This is a genomic window from Hymenobacter glacieicola (genome assembly GCF_014640315.1).
GTDB classification, from domain to species: domain Bacteria; phylum Bacteroidota; class Bacteroidia; order Cytophagales; family Hymenobacteraceae; genus Hymenobacter; species Hymenobacter glacieicola.
The window spans coordinates 21705-39553 of sequence record NZ_BMGS01000013.1; the positions used below are offsets into that span (position 1 = coordinate 21705).

Annotated in this window: 16 protein-coding genes; 12 read left to right on the forward strand and 4 right to left on the reverse strand. The window is 59.9% G+C overall.

The genetic code is table 11. The annotated features are described in order from the left end of the window. Window positions 1–13: 13 nt before the first annotated feature. Both IEW18_RS19150 and IEW18_RS19155 read left to right on the forward strand, forming a co-directional pair. Complete coding sequence (locus IEW18_RS19150; RefSeq protein WP_188559493.1) at window positions 14–1384, forward strand: ABC transporter permease; 1371 nt, start codon at window positions 14–16, stop codon at window positions 1382–1384. A 106-nt stretch (window positions 1385–1490) separates the two neighbouring features. Beyond that, window positions 1491–2372, forward strand: coding sequence for a ChaN family lipoprotein (locus IEW18_RS19155; protein ID WP_188559494.1), 882 nt, complete (start codon window positions 1491–1493; stop codon window positions 2370–2372). Window positions 2373–2616: 244 nt separating this feature from the next. On the opposite strand, the gene IEW18_RS19160 is transcribed toward IEW18_RS19155, so the two are convergent. Continuing rightward, window positions 2617–3249, reverse strand: coding sequence for an NAD(P)-dependent oxidoreductase (locus tag IEW18_RS19160; RefSeq protein ID WP_188559495.1), 633 nt, complete (start codon window positions 3247–3249; stop codon window positions 2617–2619). An 85-nt stretch (window positions 3250–3334) separates the two neighbouring features. Between IEW18_RS19160 and IEW18_RS19165 the strand changes: the two genes are divergently transcribed. Together IEW18_RS19165 and IEW18_RS19170 are read left to right on the forward strand one after the other, a co-directional pair. Next, window positions 3335–3718: a winged helix-turn-helix transcriptional regulator gene (locus tag IEW18_RS19165; RefSeq protein ID WP_188559496.1), complete on the forward strand. Its 384-nt coding sequence runs from the start codon at window positions 3335–3337 to the stop codon at window positions 3716–3718. Between the two features lie 54 nt (window positions 3719–3772). Continuing rightward, complete coding sequence (locus IEW18_RS19170) at window positions 3773–4408, forward strand: hypothetical protein (protein ID WP_188559497.1); 636 nt, start codon at window positions 3773–3775, stop codon at window positions 4406–4408. A 96-nt stretch (window positions 4409–4504) separates the two neighbouring features. Here the strand turns inward: IEW18_RS19170 and IEW18_RS19175 are convergent, their stop codons facing one another. Further along, window positions 4505–6133 carry a glycerol-3-phosphate dehydrogenase/oxidase gene (locus tag IEW18_RS19175; protein WP_188559498.1) on the reverse strand — a complete coding sequence of 543 codons (1629 nt, stop codon included), beginning with the start codon at window positions 6131–6133 and terminating at the stop codon, window positions 4505–4507. A 116-nt stretch (window positions 6134–6249) separates the two neighbouring features. On the opposite strand from IEW18_RS19175, the gene IEW18_RS19180 reads away from it, so the two are divergent. The 6 genes from IEW18_RS19180 (at window position 6250) to IEW18_RS19205 (ending at window position 13428) form a co-directional block, all read left to right on the forward strand. Beyond that, window positions 6250–6699, forward strand: a complete 450-nt coding sequence (locus tag IEW18_RS19180) for a GNAT family N-acetyltransferase (protein WP_229728862.1) — start codon at window positions 6250–6252, stop codon at window positions 6697–6699. Between the two features lie 38 nt (window positions 6700–6737). After that, the gene (locus IEW18_RS19185) at window positions 6738–7700 is read left to right on the forward strand and encodes an MBL fold metallo-hydrolase (RefSeq protein ID WP_188559499.1); all 963 of its coding nucleotides are present in this window, start codon (window positions 6738–6740) and stop codon (window positions 7698–7700) included. Between the two features lie 66 nt (window positions 7701–7766). Next, a complete protein-coding gene (locus tag IEW18_RS19190; protein ID WP_188559500.1) occupies window positions 7767–8630 on the forward strand; it encodes an alpha/beta hydrolase in 864 nt (287 codons plus the stop codon). A 100-nt stretch (window positions 8631–8730) separates the two neighbouring features. After that, window positions 8731–10836 (forward strand): glycoside hydrolase family 97 protein, encoded by a 2106-nt coding sequence (locus tag IEW18_RS19195; RefSeq protein ID WP_188559501.1) that lies wholly within the window; start codon window positions 8731–8733, stop codon window positions 10834–10836. A 148-nt stretch (window positions 10837–10984) separates the two neighbouring features. After that, window positions 10985–12343 (forward strand): alpha-amylase family glycosyl hydrolase, encoded by a 1359-nt coding sequence (locus tag IEW18_RS19200; protein WP_229728864.1) that lies wholly within the window; start codon window positions 10985–10987, stop codon window positions 12341–12343. Between the two features lie 200 nt (window positions 12344–12543). Next, window positions 12544–13428 carry a 3-keto-disaccharide hydrolase gene (locus IEW18_RS19205; RefSeq protein WP_188559503.1) on the forward strand — a complete coding sequence of 295 codons (885 nt, stop codon included), beginning with the start codon at window positions 12544–12546 and terminating at the stop codon, window positions 13426–13428. Window positions 13429–13724: 296 nt separating this feature from the next. Here the strand turns inward: IEW18_RS19205 and IEW18_RS19210 are convergent, their stop codons facing one another. Beyond that, a complete protein-coding gene (locus IEW18_RS19210; protein ID WP_188559504.1) occupies window positions 13725–15920 on the reverse strand; it encodes a penicillin acylase family protein in 2196 nt (731 codons plus the stop codon). 170 nt (window positions 15921–16090) lie between these two features. Here IEW18_RS19210 and IEW18_RS19215 point away from each other — a divergent pair, with 170 nt between their 5' ends. Then, window positions 16091–16444 (forward strand): hypothetical protein, encoded by a 354-nt coding sequence (locus IEW18_RS19215; protein ID WP_188559505.1) that lies wholly within the window; start codon window positions 16091–16093, stop codon window positions 16442–16444. A gap of 112 nt (window positions 16445–16556) precedes the next feature. On the opposite strand, the gene IEW18_RS19220 is transcribed toward IEW18_RS19215, so the two are convergent. Then, a complete protein-coding gene (locus IEW18_RS19220) occupies window positions 16557–16910 on the reverse strand; it encodes a HesB/IscA family protein (protein WP_188559506.1) in 354 nt (117 codons plus the stop codon). Between the two features lie 267 nt (window positions 16911–17177). On the opposite strand from IEW18_RS19220, the gene IEW18_RS19225 reads away from it, so the two are divergent. After that, window positions 17178–17714 (forward strand): DUF7935 family protein, encoded by a 537-nt coding sequence (locus IEW18_RS19225; RefSeq protein WP_188559507.1) that lies wholly within the window; start codon window positions 17178–17180, stop codon window positions 17712–17714. The last annotated feature ends 135 nt before the right edge of the window (window positions 17715–17849 follow it).

Here is a 17849-nt window from a genome sequence, read left to right on the forward strand (position 1 = left end):
CTGCTTCCTTCTCATGGATAAAATCTGGCTTATCATTCAGCGCGAGTACCTGACCCGGGTGCGCAAGAAAAGTTTTCTGATTATGTCGTTGCTGGCGCCGCTGCTGCTGGCAGGCAGCCTGGTGGGCATCGCCAAGTTCTCGGGCTCCTCGGAAACGCAGGTGGTAGCCGTGCGCGACGACAGCGCCCAGCGGATGCTGCAACACCTAACGGCCACGGAAGAAGTGCGCTTTGTGCCGGCCAGCGGCACTACCCTGGCCGGAGCCACGGAGGCCTTCAAGAAAGCCCGGCCCAAGCAAGACGCCCTGCTCTACTTCCCCCCAAGCTTCACGCTGGATAACAGCACCGGTATTCAGCTGCTGGCCAATGGCAACGTGAGCCTGAACCGGCAGAGCAAAATCCGGAAGGCCGTGGAAAAGGCTGTGGGCGAACTGAAATTAAGCCGCTCTGGCCTCACGCAAACCACCATCGACAACCTCAAGGCCAAGGTTGAGCTGGACGCCGTGGACCTCACCCAGCAGGGCGGGCGCAAAAACAACGTGGGCACCACCACCGCGGCGGCCTACTTCCTGTCCATTCTGGTGTACATGTTCATTTTCATCTACGGCGTGCAGGTGATGCGCGGAGTAGGGGAGGAGAAGTCGAGCCGCATTATGGAGGTAATGATTTCCTCGGTGAAGCCTTTTCAGCTCATGATGGGCAAGATTCTGGGCATTGCCGCCGTGGTGCTCACCCAGTTTGCCCTTTGGATGGTGCTGTCCTGGGGCCTGACGACCCTGGCCGCCCCTTTGCTCATGAAGTCCGACGTGAAGTCGCCGCCCGCGGCGGCCGTAGCGGGCATGCAGCAGGCCACTACCTACGACAAGGCCCCCGCCGCCACGGCCACTGCCTCCGATGATGCCGCCGTAGCGCCGACAGCGGCTACCACCAGTCCCTGGAGCTTCCTGAGCGGCCTGCCCGTGGGTACCATCATTGGCGGCTTCCTCTTCTTTTTCCTGGGCGGCTACCTGCTGTATTCGGCGCTATTTGCCTCCATTGGGGCCGCCGTGGACGACCAGACCGACTCCCAGCAGTTCATGTTCCCGATTACGATTCCGCTGATTCTGAGCTATGTCGTCAGCATCAACGTCATCATCAACGGCGACCCGAACGGCCCGCTCGCCTTCTGGCTCTCTATGATTCCGTTTACCTCGCCCATTGCCATGGTCATGCGTCTGCCCTTCGGCGTGCCGATGTGGCAACTGCTGCTCTCCGGGACGCTGCTGGTGGCCGGTTTTGTACTCACCACGTGGGTAGCGGCCCGCATTTACCGCGTCGGCATTCTGATGTACGGCAAGAAAGTAACCTACGCGGAGCTGTCGAAGTGGATGTTTTATAAGGGATAAACGCCCCGCATAACGTGAACAACCTGGGCCCCGGTAGCTGTTTACAGACAGCCGCCGGGGCTTTCGGGTATTTTGCTCCGTAGTTTTCCGGTGGCTACTCTCTTGTATGAAGCGAAACTCCCTGCTCCTAGTGCTGCTTGGCCTGCTAGTGGGCCTACCCCTGCGCGCCGACGATAAACCCGCGTACCGGCTGTTCACGGCCACCGGCAAGGCGGCCCCCTACGACAGAATGCTCCGGGAGCTGGCCGCTGCCGACGTGGTATTTTTCGGGGAGCAGCACAACGACCCCCTGGCCCACTGGCTGGAGCTGCAAGTCACGAAAGACCTGTTGCGCCTGCGGCAGGGCCAGGTGGTGCTGGGGCTGGAAATGTTTGAGCGCGACGTACAGCCTTTGGTAGACCAGTACACCACCGGGGAGTTATCGGACCAGGCCTTCGAGGAGCAAAGCCGCCCCTGGCCTAACTACGGCACCGACTACAAGCCTTTGCTGCAGCTGGCCCGGCAGCAAAAATTCCGGGTCGTGGGCACCAACGTACCGCGCCGCTACGCCTCCCAGGTGGCCAAGGGCAGCCTGACCAGCCTCAACGACTTGCCCGCCGACGAAAAGGTGTGGCTGGCGCCGCTACCCCTGGCGGTAGACTACAACTTGCCGGGCTATAAAAACATGGCGAAGATGTTCGGGGGCGACGCTGCCCACGCGGCTGGGGTCCAGAATATAATTCAGGCCCAGGCCCTGAAGGATGCCACCATGGCCTACTTTCTCAACCAAGCCCGCCCCGAAGGCCACCTGCTGCTCCACCTCAACGGCGCCTACCACTCCGACAACCACGACGGTATTTTGGCCTACCTGCGCCAGCAAAACCCCAGGCTGAAAGTGCTGACCATCAGCACCGTTTCGCAGGAGCAGCTGGGCAAGCTGGACCCGGAAAATGCGCAGAAAGCAGATTTTGTGCTCGTAGTGCCAACCGATATGATTAAAACCTACTAGACCCCGGATGCGGACGGATGGCTAACGGATGAAACCGACGAACTGACTTGAGGAAAGTATCCGCTGCGCTGGCTTGAGATTCTCAGGACATACCAACCCGACCTGCTTCGGCTGCGCGCAGCAGGTCGGCCTGAAGTAGCCGATGAGCAGCTTGTAGATGACGGTATCAGTTCATCTACTTGGCGACACCTAAAAACTAGGCCATCCGTTTCATCCGGTTTTGCATCCGTCAATCCTCTGTGGTTTAGTAGCTCACGAAGGGCATCTGGCCCACGAATTCTTCGCTTTCTACTTGTTTGAGGATGAAGTCGGCCAGATCGGCGCGGCTGATGCTGGTGCTGGCATTCACGCCCACCCAGCCCACGCGGTACTGGCCGCGAGCGGGGCCGGTGGTTAGGCGCGGGGCTCGCACTATTTCCCAGGATAACCCGTTGGTTTGCAGCACATCGGCGTGGCCTTGGGCATCGGTTAGTACATGGGGCACGGCCAGGCGCATGATGCCCCGAATGAGCTTGTCGGCTAGTTTGGGCTGATCGGCGGGGTAGGGCAGGCCCCCACCCGAGAGGCTGATGATGCGCCGGATGCCCTGCTGCTGCATGGCCGCGACGATGGTGGCCGTCCCGCGCGTCTGCACGTCCTTGGGTGAATTTTTTACTTGCCCGAACAAGCTCACAACCACATCAGCGCCCTGCAGGGTGCGGGCTACGTCGGCGGCACTGAGCACGTCGCCGGGAATCACCTCCAAGGCAGCCGACCGTTGTGGGATTTTGGCTGGGTCGCGGGCCAGAGCACGCACCGAGTAACCCTGGGCCAGGGCCAGCGGTAGGAATTGCTGGCCGGTGAGGCCCGAGCCGCCAAAAAGAGCAATATGTTTCATAAGCGCAAAAACATCAGGTTTCGGGCAAAGAACCGTAGCTTCGGGGTACTGGTTGCCATGGCTGGTACTAACCTTCAGGTAAGAAATGACGCCTTCGCCCGTATCCATCACTCCGCGCTGTCCCATCCGGACTACCCTGGAACTGGTGGGCGGTAAGTGGCGCCTGCTGGTGCTCCACCAGCTCAGGGGCGGGCCCCTGCGGTTTGGGGAGTTAAGGCGTCTGCTGCCGGGCATTAGCGAGAAAATGCTGGTGCAGGAACTGCGCCTGCTCACGGATGCCGACCTGCTTCATCGGCGCAACTACGGCGAGGTGCCGCCCCGCGTGGAGTACGCCCTCACGCCCACGGGCGAGGCAGCCCTACCCTTGGTAGCCGCCGCCGCTGCTTTCGGCCAGCACTACCTGAGTACCTTGCCCCAAAACCAGAGCCCAGGCCACCAGGTAGCTACTTCCGACCCAACGAAGCAATAAAGCCTGCTGACTTGCCTTCCCTCTCACGGCCTTCTCTCTAACGTATAGCCCGCCATGCTTTCCACCCAAAACTATACCGCCCTGCCCGATGCCGCCGCGTTGCAGCGCCTGTGCCAATCGTTGGCCGTGCTGGACGCCGTTAACTCCCAGGACCTTGAGTACCGCTACTACACGTATAATCCTGACTGGGACGACAAGGAGGCGCTGTTTGAGATGAGCGACGGCGAGGGCGACCAGATGCTGGTGCTGTTCCGGCCGGAAGGCTGCTGCATCAATGGCTACCTGGAGGGCTACGACCAACCCGACAAGGCCCAGGTAACGCGCGGACTCCCGGAGGTTTTCGATGAGTTTATTTTCGGCGAACCGGTAAATTCCATTGGTACTACCTTTTGCCTGTGGTACACGCCGGCGCATGGCTGGCAAACCGGAGTGGTTGAAAACGAAGACGATGGCTCGGAAGAGCTGCTGTTCATCTTCGACGGCCAGCCCGCTACCTACACGGAATGGGCCAATGAATACTTTATCGACGAAACCGACCGGGACCCGATTGACGAGGCTACCGTAGCCCGCATCTACCAACACGAGCCCCTGACCCGGCAACTGGTGCAAGAGCTGATAGATCCACTAGAAGACTGGGCGCAGCTAGAGGCTGACGTGCAGGCCATTGGCTACCCCTACAGCTTCAGCTGAGTTTGAGCCACGCCGCCCCCTACTTACGCTCCTGGCCGCGAGGTAGTGGTACTTCGACTCCGCCTAGCAGAACCAGTTTAGGTTGTTGCAGCCCTGTCAGCTAGCTGTGGTTGGTACTACTGCCGGGGTATCCGACAACACGTAATGCCGCGCTATTTCCGTGAAAGCGGCTACTTGTTGCTGCTGCCACTGCGGGCTTTTACCAAGTTCCTGGCCCAGCAATGCCGCTACCGTTGGGGCCATGCGCAGGGCAGCGCGGGCATCCAGAAACAGCACCCGCACGCGCCGGGCCAGTACGTCTTCCACGGTGCGGGCCATTTCGTAGCGGGCGGCCCACACCACCTCAGCCTGCACAAACTCCAGGCTTTGGTCTAGCTTCTGGCCGAGCTCGGGCCGCTGGGCAATGAGCTGCTGCAGGGCCGGCAGGTCGGAGCCGTACACGTAGAGGTGACTGCTCCGGTCGGGGGTAGGGTGGGCGCCGTGGATGGAGAGGTGGGCGGTTGGGCTGGGAGCGGGGGCGAGCTTGCCGAGCGCAATGACTTTATCGACCGTGTCCTGGGCCATGCGGCGGTACGTGGTCCATTTGCCGCCCGTGATGGTGACAAGGCCCGCTGGCGACACCAGAATTTTGTGGCTGCGCGAAATTTCCTGGGTTTTCTCGGAGCCGGAACCGGCTTGCGGAGCCGCCAAAGGCCGTAGCCCGGCAAAGACGCTCAGCGCATCGCTCCGCCGGGGGGCGCGGGTGAGGTACTGAGCCGTGGTGCGCAGAATAAAGTCTATTTCTTCTTCCAGGGCCCGGGGTTCGGGGCTGTGCTCCTTGAGCGGAGTATCGGTGGTGCCCAGCACCACGCGTCCGTGCCAGGGTACGGCAAATAGTACGCGGCCGTCGTCCGTTTTAGGAATCATCAGCGCCTCGTTGCCGGGCAGAAACGATTTGTCTACCACAATGTGCACGCCCTGGCTGGGCCGCACCAATTTGCGGCCCCCGGGCTGGTCCAGCTGCAGAATGTCATCCACGAAGACGCCGGTGGCATTGACTACGGTTTTCGCCCGTAGCCCATAGGTAGCGCCGGTTTCGTGGTCAGTAGCCCGCACGCCCACCACTTGTCCCTGGGCATCTTTCAGCAGCCCCTGCACCCCGAAGTAGTTGAGCAGCACCGCTCCTTGCTCAATGGCTGTTTGCGCCAGGTTGATAGCCAGACGAGCATCATCGAACTGCCCGTCGTGGTAGAGCACGCCCCCGCGCAAGCCAGCGGCTCTGATGTTGCCCAGGCGCTGCAGGGTTTCGGCCTGGCTCAGGTGCACCGAGGCGCCCAAGCTCAGCTCCCCGGCCAGCAAGTCGTACATCTTCAGCCCAATGGTATAGAACGGGCCTCCCCACCAGCTATAGTTTGGAATGATAAACTCCTGATTCCTGACGAGGTGGGGAGCGTTTTTCAGAAGTAAGCCGCGTTCATACAGCGCCTCACGTACCAGGCCTACGTCGCCCTGCGCCAGGTAACGCACGCCGCCGTGCACCAGCTTGGTGCTGCGGCTGCTGGTACCTTTAGCGTAATCAACCTGCTCCAAGAGCAGCGTTTTAAAGCCGCGGCTGGCGCCGTCGAGGGCGATGCCCAGGCCCGTGGCGCCCCCGCCAATTACCAGTAAGTCCCAGAGTAGCTGCGCCGTAAGCTGCCGGATCAGGTGCTCGCGCTGGAAGATGGATTCAGGGTGAACGTGTTGCATGGAAGAGGCCGTACCCCTGGCTCAACGGCCCAGGTCAGGCTCCTGCATCAACGGATTGCCGCGGAAATAGATAATTTCAGCCGTGCTCGGCGGGTAGTAAGCTGTAGCCACGCCCTATGAACACTCTGCCTATGTTGTTTCGCGAGGCCCAGGTAGCGGATATTCCCCAGCTGTCGGCAGTGCGCCTGTCGGTGCAGGAAAACCGCTTATCCAATCCTGATCTGGTTACGCCCGCAGCCTACGTTGACTACCTTACCCGGCGCGGCCAAGGCTGGACGTGTGAGGTCAACGGGGCCATTGTGGGCTTTGGCATTGCCGATGTGCGGGGCCACAGCATCTGGGCCCTGTTCGTGCGGCCGGAGTTTGCTAGGCAAGGCATCGGCAAGAAGCTGCATAATCTGATGTTGAGCTGGTACTTCGCCCAAACCACCGAACCCCTGTGGCTTAGCACGGCCCCCGGCACCCGCGCCGAAGAGTTCTACCGCCGCCAAGGCTGGCACGATACCGGCCGGACGGCCCAAGGTGAAGTGCGGTTTGAAATGAGGGTAGAGGGGTGGCGGCAGTAGGTGTGAAAATGTATACGCCCTTAAGTAAACGCCTACTGATGCGCTTTTTCGCTCACATAGCACTAATTGTCTGGAGCTTACTGGTATCCACTCAACCAGCTCAGGCTCAGCCTGCCCCCAGCTTTACCGTAGTGCCGCTGGGCGTGAAGGGGGGCTTGCAGGAAAGCAACCTCTCGGCCTACCTTGTGGCACCCGCTGGCTCGACTTCCTACGTTTGCCTGGATGCCGGAACCGTGTACAGCGGGGTAGAAGAAGCCATCCGCAACCGGGTACTTGCTGCTCCGGCCGGCGAGGTAGTGCGCAAGCAAATCAACGCCTACCTTATTTCCCACGCCCACCTCGACCACGTGGCGGGCCTGCTGCTGGGCGCTCCCGACGATACGCCCAAAAGTATCTACGGCTTGCAGAATTGCCTGGCTACCATTCAAAACGACTACTTCAACTGGCGGGCCTGGCCCAACTTCGGCGACGGTGGCAACCCGCCGGCCCTGAAAAAATACCGGCTGCGGGAGCTGGTGCCCCAGCAGGAAACGGTCATCGAAAACACTCCGCTCCGGGTGCAGGCTTTTGCCCTCAGCCACGGTAAGCCTTACCAAAGTGCGGCGTTCCTGGTGCGCAACGGCAGCAGCTACCTGCTTTACCTCGGCGACACGGGCGCTGATGCGGTGGAGCACAGCCAGAACCTGCGGGCCGTGTGGCAGGCCGTGGAGCCCCTGGTGAAGGCCCGCCAGCTTAAGGCCATTTTCATGGAAGCTTCCTACCCCAATTCTCAGCCGGTAACGCAGCTGTTCGGCCACCTCACCCCAAGGTTACTGATGCAGGAAATGGAGGTATTGAGCCAGTTGACTGGCCCGGCAGCTTTGCGGGGGCTGCCGGTGGTTATTACCCACCTCAAACCTTCGCCCGGCAATGAGGCTCTTATCCGCAAGCAACTCACCGAGGCCAACAAGCTCCACCTGAAACTGCTGTTTCCGGAGCAGGGACACCGGCTGGCGTTTTGAGATTCTGCCCGCGGAAATAGATTCCTTGCCCCGCGACAATTGCCCCCACAACACTAGCTTAGCGGCATGTCTTTCCTTTCCCTATGCAAATCAGCCCTGTGCTACGGCGGGCTGCTTCTGCTGGTGCTACTGGCGCCGGTGGCTCAGGCCCAAAGCCAGGCGCCCAAGCGCGAGCCGTTCGTGCTCGGCCACATCGACCGTATTCACTCGGGGCAGCTGAATGAGGAACGGGTGCTGAACATCTACCTGCCGGAGGGCTACGCCAACGAGCCGAAGGTGAGCTACCCCGTGATTTACTTGCTGGATGGGTCCGCTGATGAAGACTTCATTCACATAGTGGGCCTGGTGCAGTACCTGACGTTTCCCTGGATTGACGTGCTGCCCAAGTCCATTGTAGTAGGCATTGCCACGGTAGACAGGAGGCGCGACTTCACCTTCCCGACTCGCAATAAAAAAGACCTGCAAGAGTTTCCGACCACGGGTAAGTCGGCAGCTTTTATGCGCTTTATCGAGCAAGACCTGCAGCCCTACGTGGAGCGAACCTACCGAACGAACGGCCACAAAACCCTCATCGGCCAGTCGTTGGGTGGCTTGTTTGCCACGGAAGTGTTGCTGAAAAAACCGGCCCTGTTCAACACCTATGTCATTGCCAGCCCCAGCCTGTGGTGGGACGATGAATCACTGGTAGCCCAGGCCCCGGCCTTGCTGAAGCAGGCGGCAACAGCGGCGCCCGCCCACGTGTTCGTGGCCCTCGGCAATGAAGGCCCCCAGATGAAAAAGGCCACGGAGGCTATGGTAGGCCTGCTACGGGCGGCCCCCGCCAGAGTCGGCCGCCTGGAGTACGTGCCGTTTCCGGAAGAAACGCACGCTACCATTCTGCACCGGGCGGTGTACAAAGCGTTTGAAACGTTGTATAAGAAGCCGAAATAAGCGCGTGTTCGTTGGCCAACACAAAACCAGTAGCGGGTAATACCGGCCTAGCAGGCTTGGACAGCAGTGGCGTATCTTTCCCGTTCATTCCTGCCGGTTTATGAAACGACTCCCCTTCCTGCTGCTTGCGGGCTTCATGGGTACGATTGCCCAGGCCCAAACCGTTCATTCGCCCACCAACAAGCTTACCCTCAGCTTCCAGCTCAGCCCCGGCGGCGAGCCAACGTACCAGCTCCGCTTTGGGGCCAAGCCCGTGCTCAAGCCCAGCCGCCTCGGCATGCTGTTGCAGGGCCAACCGGCGCTCGACAAGGGCCTGACCATTGCCCGGGTTGATTCCAGCCAGCACGATGACACCTGGCAACCGGTCTGGGGCGAGGTAAAGCAAATCCGGAATCGTTACAAGGAACTGGCCGTAACCCTGCAACAGCCCACCAGCAATGGCCGCCGGGTAGTGGTGCGTTTTCGCCTCTACGACGACGGTCTGGGCTTCCGCTACGAGTTTCCCCAGCAGCCGGGCCTGAGCTACTTTGTGGTGCAGCAGGAGCTGACCGAGTTCAACCTGCCCGCCAACCACAAGGCCTTCTGGATTCCCGGCGACTACGACTCCAACGAGTACACCTATACCACGTCCCGCCTGAGCGAGGTCAACAGCGCCCCCATTGAGCCGATACAGCTCAAGTCGGACCCGAAGCGCGTGCAGACCCCGCTCATGCTCAAGTCGGATGACGGGCTGTACGTGAACCTGCACGAGGCGGCCCTGGTCAACTACCCGGCCCTGATGCTGGACGTAGATACCCAAGCCTTCGGGCTGCGCAGCCACTTGGTGCCCTCGGCTACGGGGGCGGCCGCCTACCTGCAAGCGCCGGAACATACGCCCTGGCGCACCGTGGTAGTAAGTGATAAAGCGCCCGAGGTATTGGCCAGCAAGCTGATTCTGAACCTGAACGAGCCCACCGCCTTTGCTGCCACCGACTGGATTAAGCCCCAGAAATTTGTGGGCGTCTGGTGGGAAATGCACGTCAACAAAGCCAGCTGGAACTACGCCGACACCAGCAACATCAAGCTGGCCGGCACCGACTGGAGTAAGCTCAGGCCCAACGGTCACCACGGCGCCAATACCCAGAACGTAAAACGCTACATCGACTTTGCCGCCAAGCATGGCCTGCAGAGCGTGCTTGTAGAAGGCTGGAACGTGGGCTGGGAGGACTGGGCCGGTAACTGGAAAGAGGAGGTATTTGACTTCGTGACGCCCTACCCCGACTTCAACGTGCCGGAGTTGCAGCAGTACGCCGCCAGCAAAGGCGTGAAGCTGATGATGCACCACGAAACCAGCTCCGCCGTAACCAACTATGAGCGCCGCCAGGATGCCGCCTACCGCTTTATGAAGCAGTACGGTTACGACGCCGTGAAAACCGGCTACGTGGGCCGCATCATCCCGCGCGGGGAACACCACGACGGCCAGTGGATGGTCAACCACTACAACCGCACGGCCCAGAAAACCGGTGAAAACCAGATTATGGTAGACATGCACGAGTCGGTGCGCCCAACGGGCCTGCACCGCACTTACCCCAACTGGCTGGCCTCGGAAGCGGCCCGCGGCAACGAGTTCAACGCCTGGAGCACGGGCAACCCACCCGAGCACGAAACCATTCTGCCCTTTACCCGCCTCATGGGCGGCCCCATGGACTACACCCCTGGCATCTTCCAGATTAAGCTGGAAGGCTGGAACCCGCAGCGCAACCAGGGCAAGCAGGTGCACACCACGCTGGCTAAGCAACTGGCCCTGTACGTGACCCTCTACAGCCCCGTGCAAATGGCCGCCGACCTGCCCGAGGCCTACGAGCAGCACTTGGATGCCTTCCAGTTTATCAAAGATGTGGCCGTGGACTGGGACGACACCCGCATTCTGCTGGCCGAGCCCGGCGACTACCTCACCACGGCCCGCAAAGCCAAGGGCACGGAGGAGTGGTACCTGGGCTCCATCACCGATGAGCAGGCTCGCACGCAAACCGTGAAGCTGGACTTTCTCACCCCCGGCACTACCTATGAGGCAACCATCTACGCCGACGGCCAAGGCGCCTCCTGGGACAAGAACCCCATGGCCTACCGCATCCGCAAGCAGAAAGTCACGAGCAAAACCACGCTCAAGCTGCAGCTAGCCGCTGGGGGCGGGGCGGCCGTAAGCATCAAGCCGGTAGGAAAATAGCTGGAACTTAAGCAACATCTTAAACGCTAAGCAAGCAGCAGTGCCCAGCGGCGGAAACCAGTTCCGTATAATGCTGCTACCCTTTTGTACCCAGTGTAATTATTACATAATGTCTTTTCTGAAAACAGCTTTCAAACACAGCTTGGCTGTGCTCCTTTCTACTGGCCTGCTGACTAACTGCAAATCCGATACGCCGGATGCGCCAGTGCCCGTTGCTCCGCCCGTAGCCACTACGCCCCCGCAATACGGTACTCCTTTTACGGGCGTGCCTAACCGCGAGGATGCCGTGCTATACCAGGTAAACATGCGCGCGTTTAGTCAAAGCGGCAACTTCGCGGGCGTAACAGCCCGCCTGGATTCCATCAAGGCGTTGGGCGCAAACGTGGTGTATCTGATGCCCATTTACCCGATTGGGGACCTACGAAGCGTGAACTCGCCTTACGCCGTAAAGGACTACACTGCCGTGAGCCCCGAGTTTGGTACGCTCACCGACCTGCGGACGCTGGTTGACGCCGCCCACAGTCGGGGCCTGAGCGTGCTGTTGGATTGGGTGGCAAACCATACCAGCTGGGACAATGCCTGGATTACGCAGCACCCGGAGTGGTACCTGCGTAATAACGTCGGCGTCATCCAGAGTCCGCCCAACACCAATTACACCGACGTAGCCCAGCTTAATTTTGCCAGCGCCCCCATGCGCCTGGCCATGATTGCGGCCATGAAATCGTGGGTGTATACGGCCAACGTCGATGGTTTCCGCTTCGACTATGCCGATGCGCCGCCCCTTGACTTCTGGAAGCAAGCCGTGGATACGCTGCGCAACGTGAAGTCTCATAAGCTGCTGCTGCTGGCCGAAGGCAACCGGAACGCCAACTTCTCGGCGGGCTTCGATTATACCTTTGGCTTCAATTTCTACGGCGGCTTCTGGGATGTATATCGCCGGAACGCTGCCGCCACTACCTTCGACGCGCTTAATACCAGCGAATATGCGGGGGCTACGGGTACCCAGCAGGTAGTGCGCTACATCACTAACCACGATGTAAACGGCTCCGACGGCACCCCCGTGGCGTTGTTCGGCGGCAAAGCCGGGGCCATGTCGGCATTCGTTATTGCCTCCTGCTACAAAGGAGTACCCATGATCTACAATGGCCAGGAAGCCGGCATGACCACGGCCATTCCTTTCCCATTTACCTCAGTGAAAGTGAACTGGGGTAGCCAACCCGACGTGACCAAAGCCTACAAGCAGCTACTGGCCGCCCGCGCCGGCAGTGCGGCCCTGCGGCGGGGCACGCCCACGGCCTACAGCACTGCGGACGTGTGCGCCTTCACCAAAACGGCCGGTACTGAGCAGGCCCTGGTGTTGGTAAATGTGCGCAACAGCGCCAAGCAGTACGTGCTGCCTGCGGCCCTAGCCAACACTACCTGGACCAATGCCCTGCAAGGCGGTTCCCTCACGCTGGGTACGCAGGTTTCGCTGCCCGCTTACGGGTATGTGGTGTTGAAAAAATAAGGCGGCAAGAAGGCGGCCTGCGCTCCGTCAGGGAAGAGCAGGCCCGACCGCGCACCGTGAAGCGGTAGTTAGCTGCCGGGGACGAATCGACCATGAGCAGCAAGCCGGTGGGGAAATAGGGCCCAGCACTGGCCGCCGCAAATCGTAGCGTGAAATGAGTAGATTGGGGGCTACTACCCACCGGCTACCCATTTCATGCTATGAGAAGATTTCCTGCCCTTGTGTGCGGCGCTGCCCTGCTGTTCACGGCTACCTCGTCCTCCGTTGCGCCCCCGGGTTGGGAGCCCCTCCTCGACAAGCAGTTGAGCAAGTGGCAGACCTACCAGAGCTACCGCCACCAGCTTGGCTACAAAGGGCAGCCCCCGACGGATGCCCAGGGGAAGCCCCTGCCACCCATTGGCTACAACAAGAACGAGGCAAACGTTTTCTCGGTCCTGATGCAGGAGGGCAAGCCGGTACTGCGCATCAGCGGCGAAATCTATGGCTGCGTATTTACCAAGCAGGATTTTCGCAATTACGACCTGAAGCTGAAGGTGAAATGGGGCACGAAAAAGTGGGTTCCGCGGCTAGATGAACCCCTGGACAGCGGCATCCTCTACAACAGCCAGGGCGAGTGCGGGGTAGATTATTGGCGCAGCTGGATGCTGAGCCAGGAGTTTCAGGTGTCGGAGGGCCAGCGGGGCAATGCCATGGGCGACTTCTGGTGCATTGCCAACTCCACCGCCGACATTCGGGCCGCTTACAACCCCACGAAGGATACCCTACGCTACAACCCCGCCGCTGCTCCCGTGACCATGGGCCGGGGTGGCCCCGGGTTCTGCCAGGCTGCCGCCAATTACGAGGTGCCCAACGGCCAGTGGAACGAGCTGGAACTCATCAACGTGAACGGCCAGAGCGTGCACATCGTGAATGGGCACGTAGTGCTGGCAGTTAACAACTCCGCCGCTGTAGTAAACGGCCAGCGCCAGCCGCTTACCTACGGCAAAATTCAGCTGCAAAGCGAAGCCGCCGAGGTGTTTTACCAGGACATTATGATTAAGCCCCTGGACGCCATGCCCGCCCAATACGCGAAATATTTTAAGTAAAGACTTGGTCCTGCCAAGGCTCAAATGCGCGTTTCCCCAAGCGTGCTCGGCAAAAGTGGACAGTAAGTAATTGCGGACCTGTTAGGCTTAGCCGCCGACTCGGCATGCCAGTAGTGCATTAGAATAACAATTTTACTACCTGCCTTCGCCTCTCATCATAGCGAAGCCAAAGGGTGGTAAGGAAAACAAACCGCAGCCGAGCCGGAGCAGCTGGCCTGAATCGTTTGGTAGATACCAAACGATTCAGGCCAGCTGCTCCGGCTCGGCCATTATATAATTACTTTATAACCTGGTAGCTACTGTCCGGGCGAATAGGTGCGCTCGGCGTGTTGTTTGATGTCTTCCGGATAGAACAGTACGTCCTTGAAATTCTCCTCAACGTACAAGCCGGCCTGGTCAGTGAAATGCGCGGAGGTAGGCTGGTTGTTGTTACCGCCGGCCAATACGGAACGGGCTTTAACCCGCGGCCCAAACTCGACTACCGCAATGAAGCTGTTCCCGACGCTGCCGTAGCGCTTTTTGGTGCCGGGGTAGGAGCGGGAGCCAAAGGCGGCCAAGGAGCCCCAGGCCGAGGACGTAAAGGCCACGGGCAGGCTGGGCTTCTGGTCATCGTAAGTTTCCTGAATGTTGCCAGTGAGGCGCTGAAAACGGTTGACCTCGCCCCAGGGCTTCTGCCAGGTGCCAAAGTCGCGGGTGAGCTCCTCCATGGTTTCCTGCAGGGCTGCTACCTTTTCCTGCGGGGTAGTGTTGGCAATGGCAAATTTGGTGAGGCTGATGTAATCCAGCGTCTGGGTGCCGGGTACCCGGGCGCGCGCCAGGCGCAGGAGTTTCTCACCCCAGTACGTGGCCAAGGTCTGCCCAACGGAGCCTTTTGCGTAGCGTTTGTCCCAGGCTTGGAGCACTTTCATGGCTTCCACTACCTCACCTTCCGGCGGGTTGGGGCTATCGGCCACAAATTGAAAGTCCTTCACCAGTGCCGGAATCAGCTCTTCAAAACCAGCCAGATAGGGGTCTTTGGCGGCGGCAATGAGCGTATCCAATGTGAAAACAGATTTGCGGCTGAGCACGCGCACGGCATTAATGCCCCGGTAGTTCTCGGCATCGGGGGCCATGTAGGCCGGATAGTTGCCCTTGGCCGGGCTGCTGGGGCCCGCGACGGTAAAGGGCGTGGAGTTGCAGTTCTGAATCCAGCCACTGGCCGGGTTTATTACCTGTACTAGCTCGGCGGCTTTGTGCAGGCCCTGCCACTCTGTTTGGGGGTTGCTGCCGTCTACCGGCTGGCTCCAGTCGAACTGGGGGTTGCGCTTGGGCATGAAGTTGCCGTGCCAGTAGGCAATGATGCCCTTGCTGTCGGCAAATACGGTGTTGTTGGAGGCGTTGCCGTTGAGCTTGAGTGTCTTTTGAAAGCTGGCGTAATCGGTGGCTTTGGTGCGCAGAAAAGACTGTTCTAATGCTTCTAGCGGCGTGTCCATCATGCGCACCGTCACCCACTTATTATCGGCCTGCTGGCCCACTACCGGGCCGTGGTGGGTGCGGTAAGTTGTGAACTGCCGGCGCTGCATTTTCCCATCCTGCAGGTACGGAATGGAAACGGTAGCCACCTGCACGGGTCGCAGCTTGGTACCGTAGCGGTAGTAAGGCTTGCCATCCTTCAACTCAATGGTTTCCAGATACTCATCCATAGAGTCGGCCTGGCTGGAAGTGTGCATCCAGCCGCAATGCTCGTTAAAGCCCTGATACACGAAAAACTGCCCCCAGGTCACGGCCCCGTACGCATTCAGGCCCGCCTGGCTGGTCACCTGCACCTCGGGGCGGAAATAGAACGAGGTGTGCGGGTTAATGAGCAGCAGGGCGTGGCCGCTGGCGCTTTTGGCCGGCGCCACCGCAAAGCCGTTGGAGCCGACCGGTTCCCGCTCTGCCCGCTCAAAGTCGGGCCGCTGCCAGGAGGTAGACTTGCGGTTGGCGTAGAAGTTTTTGAGGCGCTCCAGAGGCACCACGCTGATGTTGCCGCCAATGCTGCCTTCGCTAAACAGCAGCGGCATCCAGGGCTGGAAGCGGCGTAATAGCCGGGGCTTAACTGCTGGGTGGGAATAGAGGTAGTAATTGGTGCCGTCGGCGAAGGCGTTGAGCAACTGCTTCATCCAGGCCGGACTTTTTTTATAGAGACGGATGGCCTGGGTGCTGTCCATGAACAGGCGGGCGCGCAAGTCGTGGTAAATGGCGGCTTCGCCTTCTACTTCGGCCAGGCGCCCAATGGCATCGAGGTAATTGGTTTCCACCCGCGGGAAGTCGTCCTCGCACTGGGCGTACAGCAGCCCGAATACGGCGTCGGCGTCAGTTTTGCCCTGTACGTGGGGCACGCCCCAGGTGTCGCGCGTGATGGTAACCTGCTTGGCCTGCTGCTGCCAGCGAGCAATTTCGGCCGGAGTAAATACCTGAGCCTGGGCACCAATAGCGGCCAGCAACAGGCCTGAAATCAAGAAGGAACGCATCAGTAGAGGGTAGGGTGGAAGCTCGTCATTTCGGCCAGCCAGCTTTAGGCTACTTGCGCAAGGCCACCTTTGGCCCCCGGGAGGCCGCCTATGGAAGCAAGCGCCGCTGGTTCAACCGAAATGCTAACTTACCGCCAATATCTTCCATCCCGGTAATACAAAAAAGTATCATGGTTGAAGTAACAAAAGAAGGCGATACCGTTGTGTTCAACGTGAAGGGCTTGCACAAGCTGTGGGCCTTCAAAAGTCAGCTGCAAATTCCGCTCAGCCACATCAAGAGTATCCGGCAAGACCCCGAGATTCTGAAAGGCTGGTGGAAAGGGTTTCGGGCACCCGGCACCCACGTTCCGGGCCTCATTGCCGCGGGTACTTTCCTGCAGGACGGTAAACGCATCTTCTGGGACGTCCACCGCGCCGAAAACGCCCTTATTATTGAACTGGAACACGACGAGTACAATGAGCTGATCATTGAGGTAAAAAACCCGGCCGCCGTACTGGAGCTACTGGGTTCCGCCCGCGCGTAAGGCACTACCCGTAACCACCAGAAACCAAAAGCCCTGACCGTTACGGTCAGGGCTTTTGGTTTCTGGTGGTTACCCTCCCAATAGAAGTGAACCCGAATACGCCGCAGCAGAATTAGGACGAGAAGGACGAGCCGCAGCCGCAGGTGCTTTTGGCCTGGGGGTTATTGAAAACGAAGCCCCGGGCGTTCAGACCATCCTGGAAGTCAACCTCCATGCCCAGTACGTACATGGCGTGCTTCTTATCCATGATGAGCAGCACGCCGTCCAGGTCGAAGGTTTCGTCCTGGTCCTTGGCTTTGTCGAAGCCGAGCAGGTAGCTCATGCCGGAGCAGCCCCCGCCCTGAACCCCTACGCGCAGGCCGTACTCGGCGGGCACGTTTTTCTCAATCAGAATATTCCGAACCTCTTCCAGTGCACGCGCAGTGAGGCTGATGGGAGCAAGTTTCGTGGAGACGGCCGTTGCCATAGTGTGTTCGTCGTTAGGAAAGTAAGGCGACAAAGATACGAAGTCAGCGCTAGTAGCAGCGCACTGCCCATGGGGCACGTGCCGTACTACGCCGAGCCGTAGCGTCGTTTGGTCTTATAACAACGGCTGGCCCCCCGCGGTTCACGACCTATATTTGCCGGCCGGGGTAGCGCACCGCCGCGAAGTTGCGTAGTAATTCGGGCCCCCGTGTGCCTGCGCTACGGCCGGGCCCTTCCCACGTACTTTTTGTTGCCTAATCTGCTCTTCATGGATACATCCGCGTACTTTTTCGATCTGCTTAAAATTATTCTGCCCGCCCTGATTGTGGCCGGCGCCATTTATTTTCTCTTCCAGCAGTTTCTGGAGAAAGAGCAGCAGCGCCGCCTGATTGAAATGCGCCTGGAAGCCAGCAAAACGACCCTGCCCCTGCGCTTGCAGGCCCTAGAGCGCGTCACGATGCTGCTGGAGCGCATCACGCCCAACAATCTGCTGGTGCGGGTAAGCAGTGCCGGCCTCTCCGCCGCCGACTACCACCGGCTGCTGCTGCAGGAAGTGCGCGCCGAGGTGGAGCACAACCTCAGCCAGCAGCTCTACATGCAGCCCGAAACCTGGGCCGCCGTAAAGCAGGCCCAGGAAACCGTCGTGAACCTAATCAGCACCCAGTTTCGGGCGCTACCCAACCCCCAGGAAGCCCGCGGCCCCGAGCTGGCCCGCCGCATCCTGGAAAGCCTCATGACCGACCAGCCCGACCCCACCGCCGGTGCGCTGCTAGCTGTGAAGCGGGAGGCCGTGGCTATGTTCTAAGCAAAAGCTTGAGGTAGCGGCTTTACCCGGTATACCAAGGTGCAACCAACACCCCCCGCCTACTTCGTTGGGGTTTTGCCTGCTGTAGGTCTGCGGTGGGCATTGGCTGCGCCTTGGCATACTGGAGTAACACAA

What these genes read in the sequence shown, in the direction of transcription:
- IEW18_RS19180 (WP_229728862.1), top strand. Translation starts at nt 6,250, where the DNA reads ATGAACACTCTGCCTATGTTGTTTCGCGAGGCCCAGGTAGCGGATATT.
- IEW18_RS19185 (WP_188559499.1), top strand. Translation starts at nt 6,738, where the DNA reads ATGCGCTTTTTCGCTCACATAGCACTAATTGTCTGGAGCTTACTGGTA.
- IEW18_RS19165 (WP_188559496.1), top strand. Translation starts at nt 3,335, where the DNA reads ATGACGCCTTCGCCCGTATCCATCACTCCGCGCTGTCCCATCCGGACT.
- IEW18_RS19195 (WP_188559501.1), top strand. Translation starts at nt 8,731, where the DNA reads ATGAAACGACTCCCCTTCCTGCTGCTTGCGGGCTTCATGGGTACGATT.
- IEW18_RS19175 (WP_188559498.1), bottom strand. Translation starts at nt 6,133, where the DNA reads ATGCAACACGTTCACCCTGAATCCATCTTCCAGCGCGAGCACCTGATC.
- IEW18_RS19150 (WP_188559493.1), top strand. Translation starts at nt 14, where the DNA reads ATGGATAAAATCTGGCTTATCATTCAGCGCGAGTACCTGACCCGGGTG.
- IEW18_RS19215 (WP_188559505.1), top strand. Translation starts at nt 16,091, where the DNA reads ATGGTTGAAGTAACAAAAGAAGGCGATACCGTTGTGTTCAACGTGAAG.
- IEW18_RS19220 (WP_188559506.1), bottom strand. Translation starts at nt 16,910, where the DNA reads ATGGCAACGGCCGTCTCCACGAAACTTGCTCCCATCAGCCTCACTGCG.
- IEW18_RS19190 (WP_188559500.1), top strand. Translation starts at nt 7,767, where the DNA reads ATGTCTTTCCTTTCCCTATGCAAATCAGCCCTGTGCTACGGCGGGCTG.
- IEW18_RS19160 (WP_188559495.1), bottom strand. Translation starts at nt 3,249, where the DNA reads ATGAAACATATTGCTCTTTTTGGCGGCTCGGGCCTCACCGGCCAGCAA.
- IEW18_RS19155 (WP_188559494.1), top strand. Translation starts at nt 1,491, where the DNA reads ATGAAGCGAAACTCCCTGCTCCTAGTGCTGCTTGGCCTGCTAGTGGGC.
- IEW18_RS19170 (WP_188559497.1), top strand. Translation starts at nt 3,773, where the DNA reads ATGCTTTCCACCCAAAACTATACCGCCCTGCCCGATGCCGCCGCGTTG.
- IEW18_RS19205 (WP_188559503.1), top strand. Translation starts at nt 12,544, where the DNA reads ATGAGAAGATTTCCTGCCCTTGTGTGCGGCGCTGCCCTGCTGTTCACG.
- IEW18_RS19225 (WP_188559507.1), top strand. Translation starts at nt 17,178, where the DNA reads ATGGATACATCCGCGTACTTTTTCGATCTGCTTAAAATTATTCTGCCC.
- IEW18_RS19210 (WP_188559504.1), bottom strand. Translation starts at nt 15,920, where the DNA reads ATGCGTTCCTTCTTGATTTCAGGCCTGTTGCTGGCCGCTATTGGTGCC.